This is a genomic window from Cohaesibacter celericrescens (assembly GCF_002866925.1).
Classification (GTDB): domain Bacteria; phylum Pseudomonadota; class Alphaproteobacteria; order Rhizobiales; family Cohaesibacteraceae; genus Cohaesibacter; species Cohaesibacter celericrescens.
Genome location: NZ_PKUQ01000016.1, coordinates 217,879 through 236,902 on the forward strand (window position 1 = coordinate 217,879; position 19,024 = coordinate 236,902).

The window sequence follows — 19,024 nt, forward strand, 5'->3', positions numbered from 1 at the left end:
CCAACTGTCGAGCATTGGTTTCAAATGTCTGTGGTTCTTAATCAGATCACTTTCAGAAGCACATGTTTTTTCTTGCCCATCGACAGTTTTATGACACCGTCATCATTCAGATCCGCTTGGGTCAATGTGAGGCTGTCGCTGCTGACGGGCTTGTCATTGAGCTTCAGCGCGCCGCCTTTGATAGAGCGACGAGCGTCGCCATTGGATTTGGCTAGACCGGCGGTCACGAAAGCACTGAGAATGCCGATGCCTGTTTCCAGATCGCTGGCGGTAATGTCCACAGACGGCAAATTGGCCGCTGATCCTTGGCCTTCTTCAAATGTCTTGCGAGCTGTCTCTGACGCTTGTTCAGCCGCAGCGCGGCCATGAATGAGGGCTGTGGCTTCGGTTGCCAGTATTTTCTTGGCTTCGTTCAGCTCATTGCCTTCTAGTGCTTCAAGGCGTTTGATCTCGTCAATTGGCATAGTGGTGTAGAGCTTAAGGAAGCGGCCAACATCAGCGTCGCCGGTATTGCGCCAGAACTGCCAATAGTCGTAAGGGCTGTACATATCACCACGCAGCCAGATCGCGCCATCAACCGATTTTCCCATTTTGGAACCATCGGATTTGGTGATCAGGGGGGTGGTCAGCGCAAATGTCTCGGTGCCGTTCATGCGGCGACAGAGGTCGATGCCGGACAGAATATTGCCCCATTGGTCCGAGCCGCCCATCTGCAGACGACAGCCATATTCCTTATTCAGAACCGTATAGTCATAGGCTTGCAGGATCATATAGTTGAATTCAATAAAGGATAAAGGCTGCTCTCGCTCCAGACGTAGACGCACCGCATCGCGGGCCAGCATCTGGTTGATGGAGAATTTGGAGCCAACATCACGCAGCATTTCGATGTAATTGAGTTTCAGCAGCCAGTCGGCATTGTCTGCCTGAATGGCGTCTTTTGCACCATCGCCAAAGGTCAGCAAGTTGGAGAAAATCTCCCGGATGCTTTCTTTGTTGGACTGGATTTTTTCCGGTGTCAGCAACTGGCGTGTCTCGTCGCGGCCCGACGGATCGCCTACCATCGTTGTACCACCACCCATCAAGGCAATGGGGCGATGGCCGGTTTTTTGCAGCCAGTGCAGCATCATCATGGAAACCAGATTTCCGACATGCACAGACGGTGCTGTGCAGTCATAGCCGGTATATGCGGTAACCGTTTCATTGCAAAAGAGTTGGTCCAGCCCTTCCGGGTCCGAGCACTGATGAATGAAGCCACGTTCATTCAAAGTGTGAAGAAATTCGGATTTGAAGGCGGTCATGGCCGCTTTTCTCCTTAATTAAACAAATATTACCGCAAAGTTGGTCAAATGCACTTGGTAAGGCGGCGCGCATCAACTACAGGCCGGTTGTCTAGCAAAATTATTGGCAGAGTTCTAGGCCAAGATCACCATTGCATCTGATTTGAAGGGGACAAAAGTGGCAAAAAACGATCAAAAACTGACACATGCGCTGGGATTGATGAGCGGAACGTCGTGTGATGGTGTGGACGCCGCCCTGATCGAGACGGATGGAGAGTCTGTTGTCAGGTCAATTGCTTCGTCATTCAGGCCCTACAATGCTCAGGAACAGGCTTTGTTGCGGCAGGCGATGGAGGATGCGCAAGGGCTGACCGATAGAGAGGCACGCCCCGGCTGTCTCGGTGAGGCAGAGGCGCTGGTAACGCAGGCCCATAGCCAAGCTGTGACACAGCTTATGGCCACCTCCGAGGTGCAAGGTATAACGCCCGATGTGGTGGGGTTTCACGGTCAGACAGTTTGGCATGATCCTCAAAATAGCGTGACGATACAAATCGGTAACGGGCAGACATTGGCCAATGAAATTCAATTGCCGGTGGTGTTTGATATGCGGGCGGCCGATGTTGCCGCCGGTGGGCAAGGCGCTCCCTTGGTGCCGATCTATCATAGGGCGTTGCAAGAGGTTCACAATCTGTCTTTGCCGATGGCGGTGGTCAACATCGGTGGGGTTGCGAATATCACCTGGATTGGCAAGGATGGCGATCTGACGGCTTTTGATAGTGGTCCGGGAAATGCGCTGATCAATGATCTGGTGCAAGCTCACACCGATCGCTCAATGGATGAGGGGGGCAGGATTGCGGCTGCCGGGCAGGTGGATTTCATGGCTCTCATTACGATGATTGGCAATCCCTATTTCAGAATTCCTGCGCCCAAATCTCTGGATCGTAATGCGTTTGATCTTGCTCCTATTTCGCAATTGGCTCTTGAGGATGCTTTAGCCACGTTGACGTCTTTTACTGTTGAGAGCATCTGTCTGGGCTTGGAGCATATGGAAATACAGGAAGAGCAGGCAGCCAATCTGGTGCTGGTGTGTGGCGGCGGTCAACACAATGGTCACATGATGGGATTGTTGTCGGATGCGTTGGGGTCGCCAGTCATGCTGGCCAATCAAATTGGTTGGCAGGGAGATGCTCTGGAAGCCGAAGCCTTTGCCTATTTGGCTGTACGGTCCAGGCTTGGCTTACCGCTGACTTTCCCAAAAACCACAGGGGTGGCCGAACCACTGACTGGTGGTGTGTTGGTCGAGCCTTTGCTGATGTGACAGCTTTATTGGCTGGAGCAGACGAAAAAGCCGGGTTCGATGACCCGGCTTTTTGATGTTCAAAATGAGAAAAACCTAGAGGTGAATTGGCACTTCACCGCGATCATCGCTTTCAATCACGTCTTCAAGAGTCGTTGGATCAAAACCGATGCGCTGGTCAAGATAATTTGCGCAGACATTCAGCAACTGATCGGTTTCTTCTTTGAAGAAATGGTTTGCACCAGGGATGATTTCCTGATCGATGATAATGCCCTTTTGTGTCTTGAGCTTGTCAACGAGCGCTTGAACATCCTTGTGCGGCACGACCTTATCCATGCCACCATGAGTGATCAGGCCTGAAGACGGGCAGGGGGCAAGGAAAGAGAAGTCATAGAGATTGGCTGGTGGCGCAATCGAAATGAAGCCCTCTACCTCCGGGCGGCGCATGAGCAGCTGCATGCCAATCCAAGCGCCAAAGGAGAACCCGGCGATCCATACTCCGGGGGCTTCAGAATGGAATGACTGGACCCAATCCAAAGCTGCTGCCGCATCTGACAATTCGCCGACACCATGGTCAAACGTGCCCTGTGAGCGTCCCACACCACGGAAATTGAATCGCAGAACAGTGAAACCACGCCGCGCGAACATATAATAGAGATTATAGATAATCTCGTTGTTCATAGTGCCGCCGAAGCGGGGGTGCGGGTGGAGAACAATTGCTATGGGGGCCTTGCGATTTTTCGCAGGATGGAGCCGGCCTTCCAAGCGCCCCGCAGGGCCGTTAAAGATCACCTCTGGCATAAAGCGCCCGGTCCTCTTGTTTTTGGTTGTTGCTATTAATCACAGCGCCCCTGCTTTGCCGAACGACAAATATGTGTAAATGCATATTATCGTTGGATCGCTAAAGGGATATAACTTGACTAGAAAAGACAAGTTTTATAACTTCAATTTAGAACTATTCAAAACTGGGTTCGCGATGATCCATTTGTACGCTCTTCATAGCACAAAGAATTGGTCTGATTTCAAGTCTTTTGGACTATTTGCCTGAATTTATGTTTGCAGGGTGCCTATGCCTTCGTTGGCAAAGGGGCTAAGCCGAACTGTTACGCAAGAAAAGTATGGTCTGATGCAACGCGTTTATCTTGATCACAATGCAACGTCGCCTTTGCGGCCCGAAGCTCGCGATAGCATGATTGCGGCTTGGGATGTGGTTGGGAATCCGTCGTCGGTGCATCGGGAAGGGCGGGCTGCGCGCGCTTTGATTGAGGCCGCGCGTCAAAAAGTTGCCGCACTGGTCGGTGCGCAAGCTGCGCAGGTGGTCTTTACCTCTGGAGCCAGCGAAGCGAATATGCTTGCACTGACACCTCGTATGGTTGAGGCCTATCAACCGGCGCCCGCATCACATCTTTATTGTAGCGCCATTGAGCATCCGTCGGTGTTGAGTGGTGGGCGCTTTATGTCTGAGGCCCGGAGCGATTTTCCCGTGCTGCCTTCTGGCTTGGTTGATTTGGATGCGATGAGAGCGATTCTTGCCAGTCACGATCATACCGATGGGCGTGCTTTGATTGCGATCATGGCGGTCAATAGTGAGACCGGCGTTATTCAACCGATTGAGAAAATCGGAGCTTTGGCGCAAGAGTATGATGCGTATTTCCATCTCGATGCCGTTCAGGCGGCTGGTCGCATTCCGCTGGATATGGCCCGGATTGGGTGTTCCAGTCTGTCTTTGTCTGCTCACAAGCTGGGCGGCCCCAAAGGGGTCGGCGCGCTGATTATGGCGCGTGACGGTCTGGAACCGGAGCCTCTGATCGTTGGTGGTCCGCAAGAAAATCGTATTCGCGCGGGCACTGAGAATGTTGCCGGTATTGCAGCGTTTGGCGCTGTTTGTGACTGTGCGCTTACCTCACTTGATGAAGGGCAAGGCATAGGCCGACTTCAAAGCTTACGAGATGACTTTGAAGCACGTTTGTTGCAGATTGCGCCGGGTGTAGAAATTTTTGGTCAGTCCGCACCACGGGTGGCTAATACGTGCCAGTTTGCGATTCCCGGACTGAAGGGTGACACGACGCTTATCCAGCTGGATCTGGCTGGCGTTGCAGTTAGTTCCGGTTCTGCTTGTTCGTCGGGGAAGGTTGCTGCATCCCATGTGCTGGTTGCGATGGGGTATGACGCGGATTTGGCCAATTCAGCAATTCGGATGAGTCTTGGTTGGAACAGTGTGTCGGGTGATATTGACGCACTCCTTGCCCAACTTGCTAAAATATGTACGAAAAACTCACAAAAGACGAGCCGAGGCATTGTGCATGCGTGATTGGCTCGCATATATAGCCTATACACTAGGCTAGAAGCCCAATGCCAAGGGGCCAGATATGAAATTGGATGTGCCGACCTTTTTACTTTTTAGGCGGCATCAAAACAAAATGAGATGCTTCAAAAGTCTGCAATCGAGCATTTCGGAACGGTTTTGTTTTGCCAACGGACCAGCGTTGGATCTTAGATGAAGCAGGAAATGGGCGTTAAGCCCAATGACCGGCGGTCTTTGAAACCGCTATGATGGAGTTGCTCATGGCTGCTGTTAAAGAAACGGTTGCTCAGGTCAAAGAGATCGACGTAGACCAATATAAATATGGCTTTGTTACCGACATCGAGTCAGACAGAGCACCAAAAGGGCTGAGCGAGGAAGTCATTCGCTTCATTTCGGCAAAAAAGCAAGAGCCGGAATGGATGTTGGAGTGGCGTCTGGATGCCTATAAGCGCTGGCTGACGATGGAAGAGCCGACTTGGGCGCGGGTCGATTATCCGAAAATCGACTTTAACGACATCTATTATTATTCTGCCCCCAAAAATTCTGAGGGTTTGAAAAGCTTGGATGAAGTTGATCCTGAGTTGCTGCGTACCTATGAAAAACTCGGTATCCCTTTGCAAGAACAGGAAATTTTGGCTGGTGTTGCGGAAGAGCATCGTACCAGAGTTGCTGTGGATGCGGTTTTCGACTCGGTCTCGGTTGCAACAACCTTCAAGGCTGAATTGAAAAAAGCTGGTGTCATTTTCTGCGCGATTTCTGAAGCTATTCGTGAATATCCCGAGTTGGTTAAGAAATATCTGGCTTCGGTTGTGCCGGTTAGTGACAATTATTACGCTACGCTCAATTCTGCTGTGTTCACCGACGGCTCGTTTGTCTACATCCCCGAGGGCGTGCGTTGTCCTATGGAGTTGTCGACTTATTTCCGCATCAATGAACAGAATACCGGTCAGTTTGAGCGGACGCTGATTATTGCGGAAAAAGGGTCGTATGTTTCCTATTTGGAAGGCTGCACAGCCCCGCAACGCGATGAAAATCAGCTGCATGCTGCCGTGGTGGAACTGGTCGCGCTGGAAGATGCCGAGATCAAATATTCTACCGTACAGAACTGGTACCCCGGTGACAGTGAAGGCAAAGGCGGTATTTATAACTTTGTGACCAAGCGCGGAGATTGCCGCGAAGACAATGCCAAGATTTCTTGGACGCAGGTTGAAACCGGATCTGCTATCACTTGGAAATATCCAAGCTGTATTCTGCGCGGTGACAACAGCGTTGGCGAGTTTTACTCTATTGCCATCTCAAATGGTCATCAGCAGGTTGATAGCGGCACCAAGATGATCCATTTGGGCAAGAATACCTCTTCTCGGATCATCTCCAAGGGTATCTCAGCAGGCAAGTCGCAGAACACCTATCGCGGCCTCGTTTCTGCACACAAAAAAGCCAAACACGCTAGGAACTTCACCCAGTGTGACAGCCTGTTGATTGGCAATGAATGTGGTGCTCATACGGTGCCTTACATCGAAAGCAAAAACGCTTCTGCTATTTTTGAGCATGAAGCGACAACCTCGAAAATCTCGGATGACCAAATGTTCTATTGCCGTGCGCGTGGCATTGGCGAGGAAGAGGCTGTTGCCCTGATTGTGAATGGTTTTGTGAAGGATGTGATTCAGCAGTTGCCGATGGAGTTTGCTGTCGAGGCGCAAAAGTTGATCAATATTTCGCTCGAAGGTTCAGTTGGTTAAGGTGGTCTTTTATCATGGGTAATGAAACCGTGCGTTCGGTTTTCTCTATTGATGATGCTGCATTCAAGCCAATTTGTCAGTTTCTTGATTTGGCTTTTGCCAAGCCTGAATCGTCAAAGGCCTTTCCATTCCGGCCAATCAGCCGGGCAAACGATTGATACGATATACTGGGACGGCGAAGCTGAAGAAGCGGCGCCTCAAAGGAAAAACACAATGTTGGAAATTAAAAATCTTCATGCCGAAGTTGAGGGCAACAAAATTCTCAATGGCATCAATCTGACCATCAATGCTGGCGAGATCCATGCCATTATGGGACCTAACGGTTCGGGAAAATCCACGCTGTCTTATGTGCTTGCTGGCAAAGACGATTATGAAATCACACAAGGAGAAATTCTCTTTCGTGGTGAAAATGTTTTAGAAATGGATCCCGAAGAGCGTGCTGCACTGGGCATGTTCCTTGCGATGCAATATCCAATCGAGATCCCCGGCGTGTCTAATATGACTTTCTTGAAAACGGCGCTCAACGCTCAGCGGATTGCGCGGGAAGAAGGGGAAATTAAAACGCCCGACTTTATCAAGAAAATAAAAGATCTGTCTGCCAAGCTTAATATTAGCCAAGAAATGCTGCGTCGCCCGTTGAATGTGGGCTTCTCTGGTGGTGAGAAGAAGCGCAATGAAATTTTGCAAATGGCGTTATTGGAACCAAAGCTTTGCATCCTTGATGAGACCGATTCCGGTCTTGATATCGATGCCTTGCGGGTTGTGTCTGATGGCGTGAACGCTCTGCGTTCACCTGAGCGCTCCATGTTGATCATCACCCACTATCAGCGCCTGCTCGACTATATCGTGCCGGATGTTGTGCATGTGATGTACAAAGGCCAGATCGTGAAAACCGGTGATAAGGATCTTGCCCTTGAGCTGGAAGAAAAAGGCTATGCAGAATACACCGGCGAAGCTGCGGCTTGATTGGAGAGATGAATGTCACTTTCTGTCGTAAAAATGCCCTCTGACGAGGCGCTGGAGATCGTTCTTAAGAACGCCCAGTCTGATCTTCCTGGTGATTCTGACTTTGCTTCCTTGCGCGCAAGTGCAATTGCCCAGTTTGAAAGCGCCGGTCTGCCAAACAAACGCGTTGAGGAATGGAAATACTCTGACCTCAAGCGGATTATGCCTGTGGATTTGGCCCTTGCTGGTCCTGTTGATGAAGCTGCGATTGCTGAGCGTTTGGCAAAAGCTCGTATGCTGAACGATGTGGATCGTGCGCGGCTGGTGCTGGTCAATGGGACATACCGTGCCGATTTGTCAGATCTCGATGCGATTTCGGATCAAGTTTCCATTCGGTCCGTTTCGGAAGCGCTGCAATCGGGTAGTTTTATTCTTGATGATCCTGCTATCGCCAAGGGCGACATTGCTTTGTCGCTGAATACGGCTTTGCTTCAGGATGGTGTGATGATTGACGTTGCCCAAGGGGCGACAATCAAAATGCCAATCGAGATTTGTAACATTATGCTTGGCGGTGGATTGGCGACGGTTCGCAGTCGCGTGGTTCTGGGGAAGGGGGCGTCTGCTTCCATCATCGAGAGCTATATCGGCGATGATGCGAGCTATCAGCTCAACAGCGCGATTGATTATCGGGTTGGTGATGAGGCCACATTGCATGCTTTGCGGCTTTTGCGTGATGGTGCTGATGCTATACATGTTGGCACAACAACTGCGACACTTGGTGCGAAAACCAAGCTTGAGCATTTCACGATGTCGACGGGCGGAAAATTTGTCCGGTCACAGGCCTTTGTTCGCTTTAATGGAGAGTTTAGTGATGCCGAGCTGTATGGCACCACAATTCTTGACGGTCAGCAGCACAGCGATATAACGCTGACGGTTGATCATGCCGTACCTAACTGTAACTCGAAAGAGCAGTATCGCACCGTGATGGATGATCGCGCTGAAAGTGTTTTTCAGGGCAAGATTATCGTGCAACCGATCGCACAGAAGACCGACGGACAGATGATGAGTCAAGCGCTGCTTCTTTCAGAAGACGCCGCTTTCTTCAATAAGCCCGAGTTGGAAATCTTTGCCGATGATGTGCAGTGCGCTCACGGCGCGACGTGCGGTGAATTGGACGAAGATTTGCTTTTCTATCTGCGTGCGCGCGGCATTCCGATGGATCTGGCCAAAAAAATGCTTGTCTTGGCATTTTTGGCCGAAGCCGTCGAAAATGTGTCCAACGATCAGTTTGTAGAAGCTTTGGAAGCTTATATTGCTGATCGACTGGGTGTTGATCACTGATCTGATAGAGGGGCTATTATGCCCCTCCTTTTGAACGGGATGAAAGCTATGCAGTCCCTGCCTATGGCCTCTGTGGCCGACTATGACATTGATGCCATCCGTGCGGATTTTCCAATTTTGTCGCGGGAAGTTTATGGCAAGCCTTTGGTCTATCTGGATAATGGTGCGTCGGCGCAAAAGCCGCAAGCCGTGATCGATGCGGTGGTCAATTGTTATTCGAATGAATATGCGAATGTGCATCGTGGACTGCATTATTTGTCCAACACAGCAACGGACCGGTTTGAAGCTGCGCGTGAAAAGGTTCGCAGTTTTCTGAATGCGCCATCCGAAAAGAATGTGATCTTTACCCGCTCTTCCACTGAGGCCATCAATCTGGTCGCCAGTTCTTACGGCGGTATGGTGCTGAAAGAGGGGGATGAGATTATTCTCTCTATCATGGAGCACCATTCTAATATCGTGCCGTGGAATTATTTCCGCGAACGGCTCGGGGTGGTTATAAAGTGGGCTCCCGTCGATGATGACGGTAACTTCCTGATGGACGCATTCGAAGGCTTGTTGACCGATCGCACCAGGATCGTTGCCATCACACAAATGTCCAATGCTTTGGGCACCATTGTGCCGGTCAAAGAAGTCATCGCCAAAGCGCATGCTGCCGGTGCCAAGGTTTTGGTAGATGGAAGCCAAAGTGCGGTGCATATGCCTATTGACGTACAGGACATGGACGCTGACTTCTTTGTGATGACCGGTCACAAGCTGTATGGCCCGTCAGGCATTGGTGTCCTTTATGGCAAGATGGACTTGTTGGAGGCAATGCCGCCCTACATGGGTGGTGGTGAAATGATCAAGGACGTGACCCTTGATGGTGTCACCTATGGGGATGTTCCGCATAAATTCGAGGCTGGTACACCACCAATTGCGCAAGCCATCGGTTTGGGTGCGGCGATTGACTATATGGAAACTCTCGGGCGTGATAAAATCGCTGCTCACGAGGAAACCTTGCGTTCCTATGCGCATGAACGCCTTTCTACGATCAATTCTTTGCGTATCATTGGTCATGCTAGAGAAAAGGGTGCAATTGTTTCTTTTGAAATGAATGGGGTTCATGCTCATGATGTTTCAATGGTTATTGATCGTTCCGGTGTCGCGGTTCGGGCCGGTACACACTGCGCGCAACCTCTCATGACGCGCTTTGGTGTCACCTCGACGTGTCGGGCCTCGTTTGGGCTGTATAATCGTAAAGAGGATGTCGATGTGCTGGTGGAAGCCCTGATCAAGGCCCAGACCTTTTTTAGCTAGCTATCTCTTTGAAAAGTTATTGGGCTTTTTGATGACTATGCGCAGGATTAAGGGCTTTAAGCCAATTTGGATTGATCTGCGAAGCAGACTTTGAATGGAATAGATGTATGACTGAAACTCAAAATGAAAGCGCGGCTCCAGAACCCAACGCTCCAAGCATGGAGCCTGGTTCAGGTATTCCGGCACATCAATTGGAAGCTCTAACGGGTGATATCGTCGCGGCTTTGAAATCCGTCTATGATCCGGAAATTCCGGCTGATATCTATGAGATTGGTTTGATCTACCGCGTTGATATCGACGACGATCGTAATGTTGATATCGACATGACCCTGACTGCTCCAGGATGTCCGGTAGCTGGTGAAATGCCTGGTTGGGTTGAAAATGCAGTCAGTTCAGTGGCGGGTGTTGGTGTCGTAACGGTCAATATGGTTTTTGACCCTCCTTGGACGCCAGATCGGATGAGTGAAGAAGCCAAGGTTGCTATCAACTGGTACTGACCCCATATAAAGAGATGGAAATGAGGCGCATGGTATGTGGGTCTGTTTTGTGTCCTTTCGGCAACGATGAATGTGAGAAGAAATCCTATGGTAGGCAAATTTCAGGTTCTGACTATTACCGATGATGCGGCTGGACGGATCAAAGACATTGTTGAAGGATCTGATGAGCCGGTTCAGGGCATTCGTGTGGGTGTGAAGAATGGTGGTTGTGCCGGTATGGAATATGTACTGGACAAGGTTTTTGAGGTGGATCCCAAAGATGACTTGGTCGAGGATAAAGGCGTTTCTGTCTATGTCGATCCCAAGGCCGTCTTGTTTCTGCTCGGTACAGAGATGGGATTTGAAGTAACCAAATTTCGGTCAGGTTTCACCTTCAATAATCCCAATCAATCTTCAGCATGTGGCTGTGGTGAGTCTGTTGCGCTAACGCCCGTCGATCCTTCTGCTCTTGAGGCTTTGAAGTCAGCGCAGTGAATGGTCTTTGAGACTGCTGTATTTTCGTACCAACAAAATATAAAAAAAGCGGCTTCGTAAGCCGCTTTTTTTATATTCATAAGACAACGTTTTAGGCTGCGCCTGTTTCTGTCAACAGCTCTGGAACGTCTGGATCAGTTTCGCATTTGACCAGATTACGCCCCTGGCGCTTTGCCGTATACATGCACTGATCTGCGCGTTCGATTAGATCTTGTGCGTGATCGCCAGGCGTAAAGACAGAGCATCCAATTGAAATGGTAATGCGGCCTAGGTTTTCACCTGTTGAGCGCTTTATCAATTCCTTAGCCATGACCGCTTTTCTAATATTCTCAGCAACAGCCACGGCTTGGCGCAGATTTGTTCGTGGTAAGATGACTGCAAATTCCTCGCCACCATAACGGCAAGGGATGTCTTGACCCTTGACATTTTGTTTCACTGCGACCGCCACCAAGCGCAGAACCTGATCGCCGGTTTGATGACCAAAGGTGTCGTTAAACTGTTTGAAATGGTCAATATCAGTTATCAGCAGGGTTAAAGGTTCGCCGGTTTCATTTGCGTCCTGCATCGCATGTTCGAGCGTACGATCAAAATGCTTGCGGTTTGCCAGCGTGGTCAAATCGTCCGTCAATGATTCATAACGGATTGTATCCAGAGACTCGCGCAGCTCCATCACTTGTGCTTGAGACGCCGCTAGCTGATCATTTAACGATCGGTTTTTCTCTTCGGCTTCTCGCGTTTCCGAAATCAATTGGGAAACAATTTCCCGAATTACCTGGCGATCTTCGGTTTTAGACAGATCTTGAGACGCGCCGAGTAGTGAGTTGCCATAATTACTGGTTGAACTTACATACTGCTCGACCTCATTCACAATCGTCCGCAATTCGGACGATATCTTGACACCAACTTCATCCACTCGGTCGCTCAATCGATTTGGCGACAATATTTCTTCGTATATCGTATCAAGCTGCGCCAACGTAATTGTGCCGTTGGTACGAAGTACATCATTAATGGCTTTGTTCAATCCCCTATTGAACCCAGCCGCATATGTGTACCAAATTTCATAATTTCGCGGATAAGCGGGCATTTGATTCTTTTTCAAATTACCTAGCGCTGACTCTCCGTAAATATATGTGCGTTTAAAATCGCTATTTTCCATCGCTATAGATAATGCGCGCAAAGAGCGCAGTCCCTTGTAATCGCCCCAACAATTATCAGCAGTTTAGGCGATCAAGACTTAAAGCGACGTTAAACTGCGCGATCTATTCAGTTTCCGAATAGAAAAAGCGCCAGACAGAGCTGGCGCTTTTCAAAAAAATACCTTGCTTAAGCGATGCCGTTTATTCTGCAGAATCACTATCTTGAGATTTGCTTTTGGTTGGACGGATTGGCTGTAGCAAGAATGCCGGCACATGATCGCCCATGCCAATGACCTGACGATCATCACGGTCCCGATTTCGTCGGCCACTACTACGGGGTTGGCTCGGTCTGGACTGCTGTGGAGCTTTTGGTGCGCTGCGTCGTTCAGATTGCACGTCTTGACGAGGTTGAGGTGTAGGCTCCGGAATGGATACAGCTTTTTCCTCAGGTTTGGGTGTTTCTTCGCTTGAACTTTGGCGTTTCGGACGTGATTTTGACTGACGTTCGTCGCCAGATTTGTTTTCACTTTTGGATTTTCCACCACGATTGCGGCGCGGGCGCTTGCTCTGTGGTTTCTCATCCTCAGACTCTTCTGAATGAGATGAGAAATCCATTTCACCAATCCATTCAACACCGTCGCCGGTCAGAACTTGAATCGCATCGATATATTTTCGGTCTGCTTTCGTGGCAATAGAGATTGCCATGCCTTCACGGCCCGCTCGTCCAGTTCGACCGATTCGGTGAACATAATCTTCTGCGTGTGTTGGCAGGTCGAAGTTGAAGACATGACTAACGCTTGGAATATCCAGACCGCGAGCAGCTACGTCACTGGCGACAAGGATGCTAATGCCCCCGCCTTTGAACCCGTCCAGAGTTGCCGTGCGCGACGTCTGATCCATATCTCCATGCAACGCACCGGCATTAAAGCCATGCTTCTGAAGAGACCGGCAAACCGTTGCAACATCTCGTTTGCGATTGCAAAACACGATGGCGTTTTGCAAGTCTTTTGCATCCTCGATGAGAGATCGCAATGTGGACCTCTTATCCCATGGCTTGCTTCCTGAAGAGATCAAACGCTGGGTGATGGTCTTCGCTGTTGATGCGGCTTTGGTCACTTCTACGCGCACAGGGTTATGTAGGAACTGATCGACCAATGACTTGATTTCATTTGGCATCGTTGCCGAAAAGAAGACTGTTTGACGTGTGAAGGGTAGCAATTTGCAAATGCGTTCAATGTCTGGAATGAACCCCATATCGAGCATACGGTCTGCTTCATCCACGACAAAGGTTTCAACGCCTGTGAGCAGCAGTTTGCCGCGCTCAAAATGATCAAGCAAGCGGCCTGGTGTCGCGATGAGAACATCCGCTCCACGATCCAGTTTTTTTAATTGTTCAGTAAATGACACACCACCGATCAAGAGTGCAACGGTAAGGCGATGATTTTGGCCATAAACTGCAAAGCTCTGTTCAACCTGAGCGGCCAACTCCCTCGTTGGCTCCAAAATCAGCGTACGCGGCATGCGTGCGCGCGCGCGGCCCTTTTCCAGCAAGGACAGCATAGGCAGCGTGAAAGACGCCGTCTTACCTGTTCCAGTCTGTGCAACACCGAGCACATCCTTGCGTTGAAGAACATGCGGGATTGCCTCTGCTTGAATTGGCGTTGGCGTTTCATAGCCAGCGGCCTCGACGGCAGCTAGCACTTTATCACTCAGACCTAGATCCGAAAATTTCATCCGATGATGGAACCACTTGTTTCGCCGACCCTTTAAGTTGTCCGGATTAGAAAGGATACAAAAAGGTGTTCGGTGGTTGTTTTAAGAATGGGCGAACCATACGATTTTGTCAGGATTTGTCAATCGAATGGCTTGAATAGGGTTTATTTGAAGAGTATTTCGTTCGTTTTAGCCAATTTTCCCCAAAATGGCTACCGATTAGTTGGTTTGGCGTCTTGCCGTCCTATCGATATCAGTTAAATGTTGGGTCGCTTATTACGGGCCGCCGCTGAAAATTGGCTCGCCCAGCGGATGTCTTCAGGTGAGGCATGTGGGTCCATGCGTGTTTTGACTTCGCGTTCGACGTGATTGAAGAGGTCGTCAATCGTCGGGTTTTTCTCTTGGCTCATGCAATGATCTTCCTGCTCAAACAAGTTAATCCAGCGGTCCGAAGATCGGCCAAATTTCATCAGCCGGTCTAGTGCCCAAGATGGATTGTCTGGTCGCAGCAAACCCAATAAAGCCGCAATCACACAAATCGGACTTAACAACAAATCGCGCAGCCCATCAGCTGCAAGACGGAATTGGAAAAATACAGTTCTTCTCACGAGCGAACCGTATCCATGATCTTTTTTCTTACGAGAAATTTGTAGCAGATGCTCTTCAAAGGGATCGGTTTGCACAAGCGAACGACGCGCGCTACGCCTTTTTTTGTCACGGCGTCCCATTTTCCATCCCCACTATCGCTGCAATACTGTCATTTTGTTTATCAATATGAGGTTTTAACGGGATTTTTGCAAGGATACCTGCTGCACAGGTGGCCTTTCTGTCTCGGAAAATTACTCTCCTGCGACAAAATAGTGCCACGTTCCATCGGGGGCTATACCGACGCGGAAAAATATATACTGTCCCAGTGCGTCCATCTCCTCATAATCTCCGGATGTAATGAGACGGAAAAGTTCCACTCTCTGCGGCGCAGTCAGGGCAGACACTGGGTAGTGCGCAAAATAGGGCCAGACATACATTTCCTGCGGGGTGCCTTGCCCAATCAATACAAAATTGCTTTCCAATATTTCGGCAAGGATAGCGAGAATTTCCGCACCATCCGGAGCACTTGTCATCTGGCGTAATTGCTCGATAGGGTCACCTTGTCCTTCTTCAAGTCCGAGGATCGGCGGCATTTCATTCATTTCAATGGGGGTGCGAAGCGCTTCGATCGTGCCTGACAAAGCGGCTCTATATAGCGCTTTGTGCATATTTTGAACCGGCATGGGAAGGGCGTCTATGTCACTCATGATCGTTGGGAGTGGTCCGGTAAAAACGGGCTGGTCTGATAACATATCGGGAGTGTCATCAATATCGGAGTCTGTGTCATCGGAGTCAGGCGTTTCTGAGGTTATTTCACCATCAATGCTGATTCTCGACCCTCCTGATCCTTCGCCATTGGGCCCCAGAATTGGAGATGTATCCGGGCTGCTGGCAGAATAGTCAGGCAAGGTTATGATGCGTTCGGTGGTTACTTGACTGGCAAGGCAAGCCCCTGCAGACAAAGACATCAATGATGCCAGGAAAAGAGTCGGTAAACGCGTGTTCAGGCAGGCTAGCATTGATGCATCTCGCATATGAGACATGAGGAGTGCGATGATCCTATGGAAGCGGATACTTTGCAAGTCTTAAGGCCCTGGATGCTCTACAATCAAAGGAATTGCCAAACGAAACTTATTGTCGTGTGACTGAATCCTATAGGAATGCTGCCGGATTTTATGCTGAATCTACTGTAGTTTGCGCTCAAGGCTGTAATCACCACACATGATGCGATTGGGTAAGTCGTTGCAAAATTTTGCAACAGATTCTTCGCCATAGGCCAAGACAAGACTGCTCAGTGCTTGGAACAAAGCTGCATGGGACAGGCAGTCGATATTCATGCCGTCATCGGAGGCTTGATCCCACACGTCACCCAGAATGGAAAGCGCTTGTTGTTTCTGGCGGTCAATTTCCAGTGCTTCATGCTCTTTGGAAAAGGGCACTTGATTGCTTGATTTATTGGTCATGGACTCGCCCCTTTAAATTAACCTTTTAACGCCGTGTTCCAGGCAACTAGACTATGGAATCAAGGCGGCTCTGGGACAGATTTAGCATGTTTGCGGAGCTGAGTGGGGAAATGGTAATGAAAGTGTTAATTTTATCCGAAGCTTTTGGCCCAATTGGTTAACGGGCGTGGCGCAGTTTCATGTTGGTCAGCAGCTCTTGTGCTTCGGTATGATAAAGCGCGGTAATCTTTGCGGCTTGGCTGTTGCAGCTGGTATAGGTGCGCGCATAGGAGCTGTAGCTTCGATTGAAGCGATCTATCAGTTGGCGCCGACGCGAGTCATCGGCATTTTCTGCCTCCAACAAGGCGGCCATTTGATCATGCCAACTCGCCGCTTGGCTGTTGTTGCAAAGCGGATCAAGATACATCAAGGCACCGACGATTGAACTGAGCCGTCGGAGACTTTGCTCGTAGGGCGGCAAGTTGCCGTCTGCTGCTGTGGCTGTGCTTGGGGCCTGACCCGTTGTGAACAGCATCAGCATCAGAAGCAAGGCTGTGCGCTTACTAAATGTCGAGATCGGTCGCAAATTCAGCATTTTCCTGAATGAATTCAAAGCGGGCCTCTGGTTTGTTGCCCATTAGGCGCGTGACAGCGTCTTTGGTCTCGCCTAGCACCATATCAACGATCTGGACTTTCAGCAATGTGCGCTTTTTGGGATCCATCGTTGTTTCTTTGAGCTGGGCTGGCATCATTTCACCCAAGCCTTTAAAGCGCCCGATATCAATCTTGGCTTTGCCTTTGAATTCTGTCGCCAGCAATTCATCCTTGTGCTGATCATCACGAGCATACAGTGTTTTGCCGCCTTGGCTAATGCGATAGAGCGGTGGAATCGCCAAATAGAGATGACCGTTTTGAATGAGTTGGGGCATTTCCCTTTGGAAATAGGTTAGCAGCAGTGAGGCGATGTGCGCGCCGTCAACGTCAGCATCGGTCATGATGATGACGCGATCATAGCGTAGTTCGTCATCGCTGTAGGAGTTGCGAGTGCCGCAGCCCAAAGCCTGCACTAAATCGCCAAGCAGCTGGTTTGCTTGGAGCTTGTCACGGCTGGCGTTGGCCACGTTGAGGATTTTGCCGCGCAAAGGCAGAATGGCTTGTGTGGCACGGTTGCGTGCCTGTTTAGCCGAGCCGCCAGCGGAATCCCCTTCCACAATAAAGATTTCAGTGTCGCCTTTGGCATTTTGCGAGCAGTCTGCGAGTTTGCCCGGTAGCCGCAGCTTACGAACAGCGGACTTGCGGTTGACGTCGCGTTCCTTACGGCGGCGCAGGCGTTCATCGGCGCGATCAATGACCCATTCCAGCAAGCGATTGGCCTGCTGTGGGGCGTTGGTTAGCCAGTGGTCAAATTGGTCGCGTATGGCTTGTTCGACAATGCGTGTGGCGGAATTGCTGGCAAGACGATCTTTGGTTTGGCCGACAAACTCGGGCTCACGAATAAATACCGACAGAAGGGCTCCTGCGCTTGTCATGACATCATCCGCTGTGATGACCGCACCCTTTTTGTTGTTGGTCAACTCTGCATAGTTTTTAAGGCCGCGGAGGAGGGCTGTGCGCAGGCCGCTCTCATGGGTGCCGCCTTCTGGTGTGGGGACCGTGTTACAGTAGGAATGGGAAAAACCATCGCCCCCATACCAACATACGGCCCATTCAACGGCACCATGACCGCCTGTTTTTTCACTTTTGCCCGCAAAGATCTCTGGGGTAACAAAGTTCTGCTTGCCCAAGGTCTCGCCAAGATAGTCTTTGAGGCCTCCGGGGAAATGGAAGGTGGCTTTTGGCTGAATTTCCGGATTGTTTTCGAGCAATTCCGGAGCACAAATCCAGCGGATTTCAACGCCACCAAACAGATAAGCTTTTGATCTCGCCATATCGAGCAGTTGCTCGGGGCGGAAACTCAACTTTTTGCCGAATATCTCATGATCCGGTTTGAAGGTGACTTTGGTGCCGCGCCGATTGTGGGTGTCGCCAAGAAGCGCGATCGGGCCTTGGGCGATGCCGCGCGAGAAACTCTGGCTGTAGAGCTTTTTGTTGCGCGCCACTTCCACCACGAGGGTTTCTGACAAAGCGTTGACGACCGAAACGCCCACACCATGAAGACCGCCTGATGTCTCATACACTTTGGAATCAAACTTACCGCCCGCGTGCAAGGTGGTCAGGATTACTTCAAGGGCGGATTTGTCTTTGAATTTCGGATGCGGATCAACCGGGATGCCGCGGCCGTTGTCTGTGACAACCAAAGTGTTGTCTGGCAGCAATTCCACTTCAATCCATGAGGCATGGCCGGCGACAGCTTCATCCATCGAGTTGTCGATGACTTCGGCAAACAAATGGTGCAGTGCCTTTTCGTCTGTTCCACCGATATACATGCCGGGGCGACGACGAACCGGCTCCAAGCCTTCCAGAACCTCGATATCCGCAGCGGTATAGTCTGCCTTGGCTTCCGGTATCGCTGGGGCTGGCGTGGTCTGCGGCTTTGCTGTGGCTGCCGGTTTTGGCGCTTTGGCGGCGGCTTTGCCACCCTTTGGTGTTGGCATTGCGGCGAAAAGATCGTCAGATGCAGACATTGACTACCCATTGTTTCGAAGTGACCGGTCTTTCCCGGCAAATATCCAGACGCGAATCAGGCGCCGATTTGTTCACACAATGTCTTGATGAACGGGGGAGGGGTCAAGGGAGCGTAGAATAAAATTGGATGGAAATGGTGAGAAAGCCATAGTTAGGCCGGTTGGTCTGTCTTTATAGCCAAGGGAATGGGTGTAGATCTGGGCATTGTGGCTCATAATCTGCCGTTTTTACGGGTAAGTGGCAAGGATGCTCAAACTGCGGCTAAGCTGCGCGCAAAGTACGGGCAGTATGTTGGAAAGATATTATGGTTAATGTTTGTTAACTATTTGGCCTGTAGTGTAGGTCCATA

Annotated in this window: 18 protein-coding genes; 9 read left to right on the forward strand and 9 right to left on the reverse strand. The window is 50.2% G+C overall.

Annotated features, from left to right (window positions below; genetic code table 11):
- Positions 1 to 41: 41 nt before the first annotated feature.
- On the reverse strand, positions 42 to 1,298 hold the full coding sequence (tyrS, locus tag C0081_RS08900) for a tyrosine--tRNA ligase (RefSeq protein ID WP_101533459.1): 1,257 nt from the start codon (positions 1,296 to 1,298) through the stop codon (positions 42 to 44).
- Between the two features lie 157 nt (positions 1,299 to 1,455).
- On the opposite strand from tyrS, the gene C0081_RS08905 reads away from it, so the two are divergent.
- On the forward strand, positions 1,456 to 2,595 hold the full coding sequence (locus tag C0081_RS08905; protein ID WP_245417897.1) for an anhydro-N-acetylmuramic acid kinase: 1,140 nt from the start codon (positions 1,456 to 1,458) through the stop codon (positions 2,593 to 2,595).
- 75 nt (positions 2,596 to 2,670) lie between these two features.
- On the opposite strand, the gene C0081_RS08910 is transcribed toward C0081_RS08905, so the two are convergent.
- Positions 2,671 to 3,375, reverse strand: a complete 705-nt coding sequence (locus C0081_RS08910) for an alpha/beta hydrolase (protein ID WP_101533460.1) — start codon at positions 3,373 to 3,375, stop codon at positions 2,671 to 2,673.
- 325 nt (positions 3,376 to 3,700) lie between these two features.
- Here C0081_RS08910 and C0081_RS08915 point away from each other — a divergent pair, with 325 nt between their 5' ends.
- The 8 genes from C0081_RS08915 (at position 3,701) to sufA (ending at position 11,171) form a co-directional block, all read left to right on the forward strand.
- A complete protein-coding gene (locus C0081_RS08915; RefSeq protein WP_101533731.1) occupies positions 3,701 to 4,885 on the forward strand; it encodes a cysteine desulfurase family protein in 1,185 nt (394 codons plus the stop codon).
- 254 nt (positions 4,886 to 5,139) lie between these two features.
- Positions 5,140 to 6,618 carry a Fe-S cluster assembly protein SufB gene (sufB, locus tag C0081_RS08920; RefSeq protein WP_101533732.1) on the forward strand — a complete coding sequence of 493 codons (1,479 nt, stop codon included), beginning with the start codon at positions 5,140 to 5,142 and terminating at the stop codon, positions 6,616 to 6,618.
- Between the two features lie 14 nt (positions 6,619 to 6,632).
- Positions 6,633 to 6,776: a hypothetical protein gene (locus C0081_RS23390; protein ID WP_210200447.1), complete on the forward strand. Its 144-nt coding sequence runs from the start codon at positions 6,633 to 6,635 to the stop codon at positions 6,774 to 6,776.
- 55 nt (positions 6,777 to 6,831) lie between these two features.
- A complete protein-coding gene (sufC, locus tag C0081_RS08925; protein WP_101533733.1) occupies positions 6,832 to 7,584 on the forward strand; it encodes a Fe-S cluster assembly ATPase SufC in 753 nt (250 codons plus the stop codon).
- 12 nt (positions 7,585 to 7,596) lie between these two features.
- Complete coding sequence (gene sufD, locus C0081_RS08930; protein WP_101533461.1) at positions 7,597 to 8,904, forward strand: Fe-S cluster assembly protein SufD; 1,308 nt, start codon at positions 7,597 to 7,599, stop codon at positions 8,902 to 8,904.
- A gap of 48 nt (positions 8,905 to 8,952) precedes the next feature.
- Entirely contained in the window at positions 8,953 to 10,200 is a 1,248-nt protein-coding gene (locus C0081_RS08935) for a cysteine desulfurase (protein WP_245417899.1), read from the forward strand.
- Positions 10,201 to 10,358: 158 nt separating this feature from the next.
- Complete coding sequence (locus tag C0081_RS08940) at positions 10,359 to 10,697, forward strand: SUF system Fe-S cluster assembly protein (protein ID WP_245417915.1); 339 nt, start codon at positions 10,359 to 10,361, stop codon at positions 10,695 to 10,697.
- 87 nt (positions 10,698 to 10,784) lie between these two features.
- Positions 10,785 to 11,171: a Fe-S cluster assembly scaffold SufA gene (gene sufA, locus C0081_RS08945; protein ID WP_101533463.1), complete on the forward strand. Its 387-nt coding sequence runs from the start codon at positions 10,785 to 10,787 to the stop codon at positions 11,169 to 11,171.
- 91 nt (positions 11,172 to 11,262) lie between these two features.
- On the opposite strand, the gene C0081_RS08950 is transcribed toward sufA, so the two are convergent.
- From C0081_RS08950 to parE, 7 genes are all read right to left on the reverse strand, one after another.
- Positions 11,263 to 12,327, reverse strand: a complete 1,065-nt coding sequence (locus tag C0081_RS08950; protein ID WP_101533464.1) for a GGDEF domain-containing protein — start codon at positions 12,325 to 12,327, stop codon at positions 11,263 to 11,265.
- A 181-nt stretch (positions 12,328 to 12,508) separates the two neighbouring features.
- The gene (locus tag C0081_RS08955; RefSeq protein WP_101533465.1) at positions 12,509 to 14,041 is read right to left on the reverse strand and encodes a DEAD/DEAH box helicase; all 1,533 of its coding nucleotides are present in this window, start codon (positions 14,039 to 14,041) and stop codon (positions 12,509 to 12,511) included.
- Positions 14,042 to 14,277: 236 nt separating this feature from the next.
- Positions 14,278 to 14,748: a hypothetical protein gene (locus C0081_RS08960; protein ID WP_101533466.1), complete on the reverse strand. Its 471-nt coding sequence runs from the start codon at positions 14,746 to 14,748 to the stop codon at positions 14,278 to 14,280.
- Between the two features lie 111 nt (positions 14,749 to 14,859).
- Positions 14,860 to 15,576 (reverse strand): hypothetical protein, encoded by a 717-nt coding sequence (locus C0081_RS08965; RefSeq protein ID WP_146006430.1) that lies wholly within the window; start codon positions 15,574 to 15,576, stop codon positions 14,860 to 14,862.
- A gap of 216 nt (positions 15,577 to 15,792) precedes the next feature.
- On the reverse strand, positions 15,793 to 16,071 hold the full coding sequence (locus tag C0081_RS08970) for a hypothetical protein (protein WP_245417900.1): 279 nt from the start codon (positions 16,069 to 16,071) through the stop codon (positions 15,793 to 15,795).
- Positions 16,072 to 16,228: 157 nt separating this feature from the next.
- Positions 16,229 to 16,645: a TIGR02301 family protein gene (locus tag C0081_RS08975; RefSeq protein WP_101533468.1), complete on the reverse strand. Its 417-nt coding sequence runs from the start codon at positions 16,643 to 16,645 to the stop codon at positions 16,229 to 16,231.
- Positions 16,614 to 18,674, reverse strand: a complete 2,061-nt coding sequence (parE, locus tag C0081_RS08980) for a DNA topoisomerase IV subunit B (protein ID WP_101533469.1) — start codon at positions 18,672 to 18,674, stop codon at positions 16,614 to 16,616. Before parE ends, C0081_RS08975 begins: the two co-directional genes overlap by 32 nt.
- Positions 18,675 to 19,024: the final 350 nt, after the last annotated feature.

Bases quoted from the DNA above. Each gene is read 5' to 3' on its own strand.
- C0081_RS08950 (WP_101533464.1), bottom strand. From the start codon at position 12,327: ATGGAAAATAGCGATTTTAAACGCACATATATTTACGGAGAGTCAGCG.
- sufA (WP_101533463.1), top strand. From the start codon at position 10,785: ATGGTAGGCAAATTTCAGGTTCTGACTATTACCGATGATGCGGCTGGA.
- sufC (WP_101533733.1), top strand. From the start codon at position 6,832: ATGTTGGAAATTAAAAATCTTCATGCCGAAGTTGAGGGCAACAAAATT.
- C0081_RS08960 (WP_101533466.1), bottom strand. From the start codon at position 14,748: ATGGGACGCCGTGACAAAAAAAGGCGTAGCGCGCGTCGTTCGCTTGTG.
- C0081_RS23390 (WP_210200447.1), top strand. From the start codon at position 6,633: ATGGGTAATGAAACCGTGCGTTCGGTTTTCTCTATTGATGATGCTGCA.
- C0081_RS08940 (WP_245417915.1), top strand. From the start codon at position 10,359: ATGGAGCCTGGTTCAGGTATTCCGGCACATCAATTGGAAGCTCTAACG.
- sufD (WP_101533461.1), top strand. From the start codon at position 7,597: ATGTCACTTTCTGTCGTAAAAATGCCCTCTGACGAGGCGCTGGAGATC.
- C0081_RS08910 (WP_101533460.1), bottom strand. From the start codon at position 3,375: ATGCCAGAGGTGATCTTTAACGGCCCTGCGGGGCGCTTGGAAGGCCGG.
- parE (WP_101533469.1), bottom strand. From the start codon at position 18,674: ATGTCTGCATCTGACGATCTTTTCGCCGCAATGCCAACACCAAAGGGT.
- C0081_RS08965 (WP_146006430.1), bottom strand. From the start codon at position 15,576: ATGTCTTTGTCTGCAGGGGCTTGCCTTGCCAGTCAAGTAACCACCGAA.
- C0081_RS08975 (WP_101533468.1), bottom strand. From the start codon at position 16,645: ATGCTGAATTTGCGACCGATCTCGACATTTAGTAAGCGCACAGCCTTG.
- C0081_RS08915 (WP_101533731.1), top strand. From the start codon at position 3,701: ATGCAACGCGTTTATCTTGATCACAATGCAACGTCGCCTTTGCGGCCC.
- tyrS (WP_101533459.1), bottom strand. From the start codon at position 1,298: ATGACCGCCTTCAAATCCGAATTTCTTCACACTTTGAATGAACGTGGC.
- C0081_RS08935 (WP_245417899.1), top strand. From the start codon at position 8,953: ATGCAGTCCCTGCCTATGGCCTCTGTGGCCGACTATGACATTGATGCC.
- sufB (WP_101533732.1), top strand. From the start codon at position 5,140: ATGGCTGCTGTTAAAGAAACGGTTGCTCAGGTCAAAGAGATCGACGTA.
- C0081_RS08970 (WP_245417900.1), bottom strand. From the start codon at position 16,071: ATGACCAATAAATCAAGCAATCAAGTGCCCTTTTCCAAAGAGCATGAA.
- C0081_RS08955 (WP_101533465.1), bottom strand. From the start codon at position 14,041: ATGAAATTTTCGGATCTAGGTCTGAGTGATAAAGTGCTAGCTGCCGTC.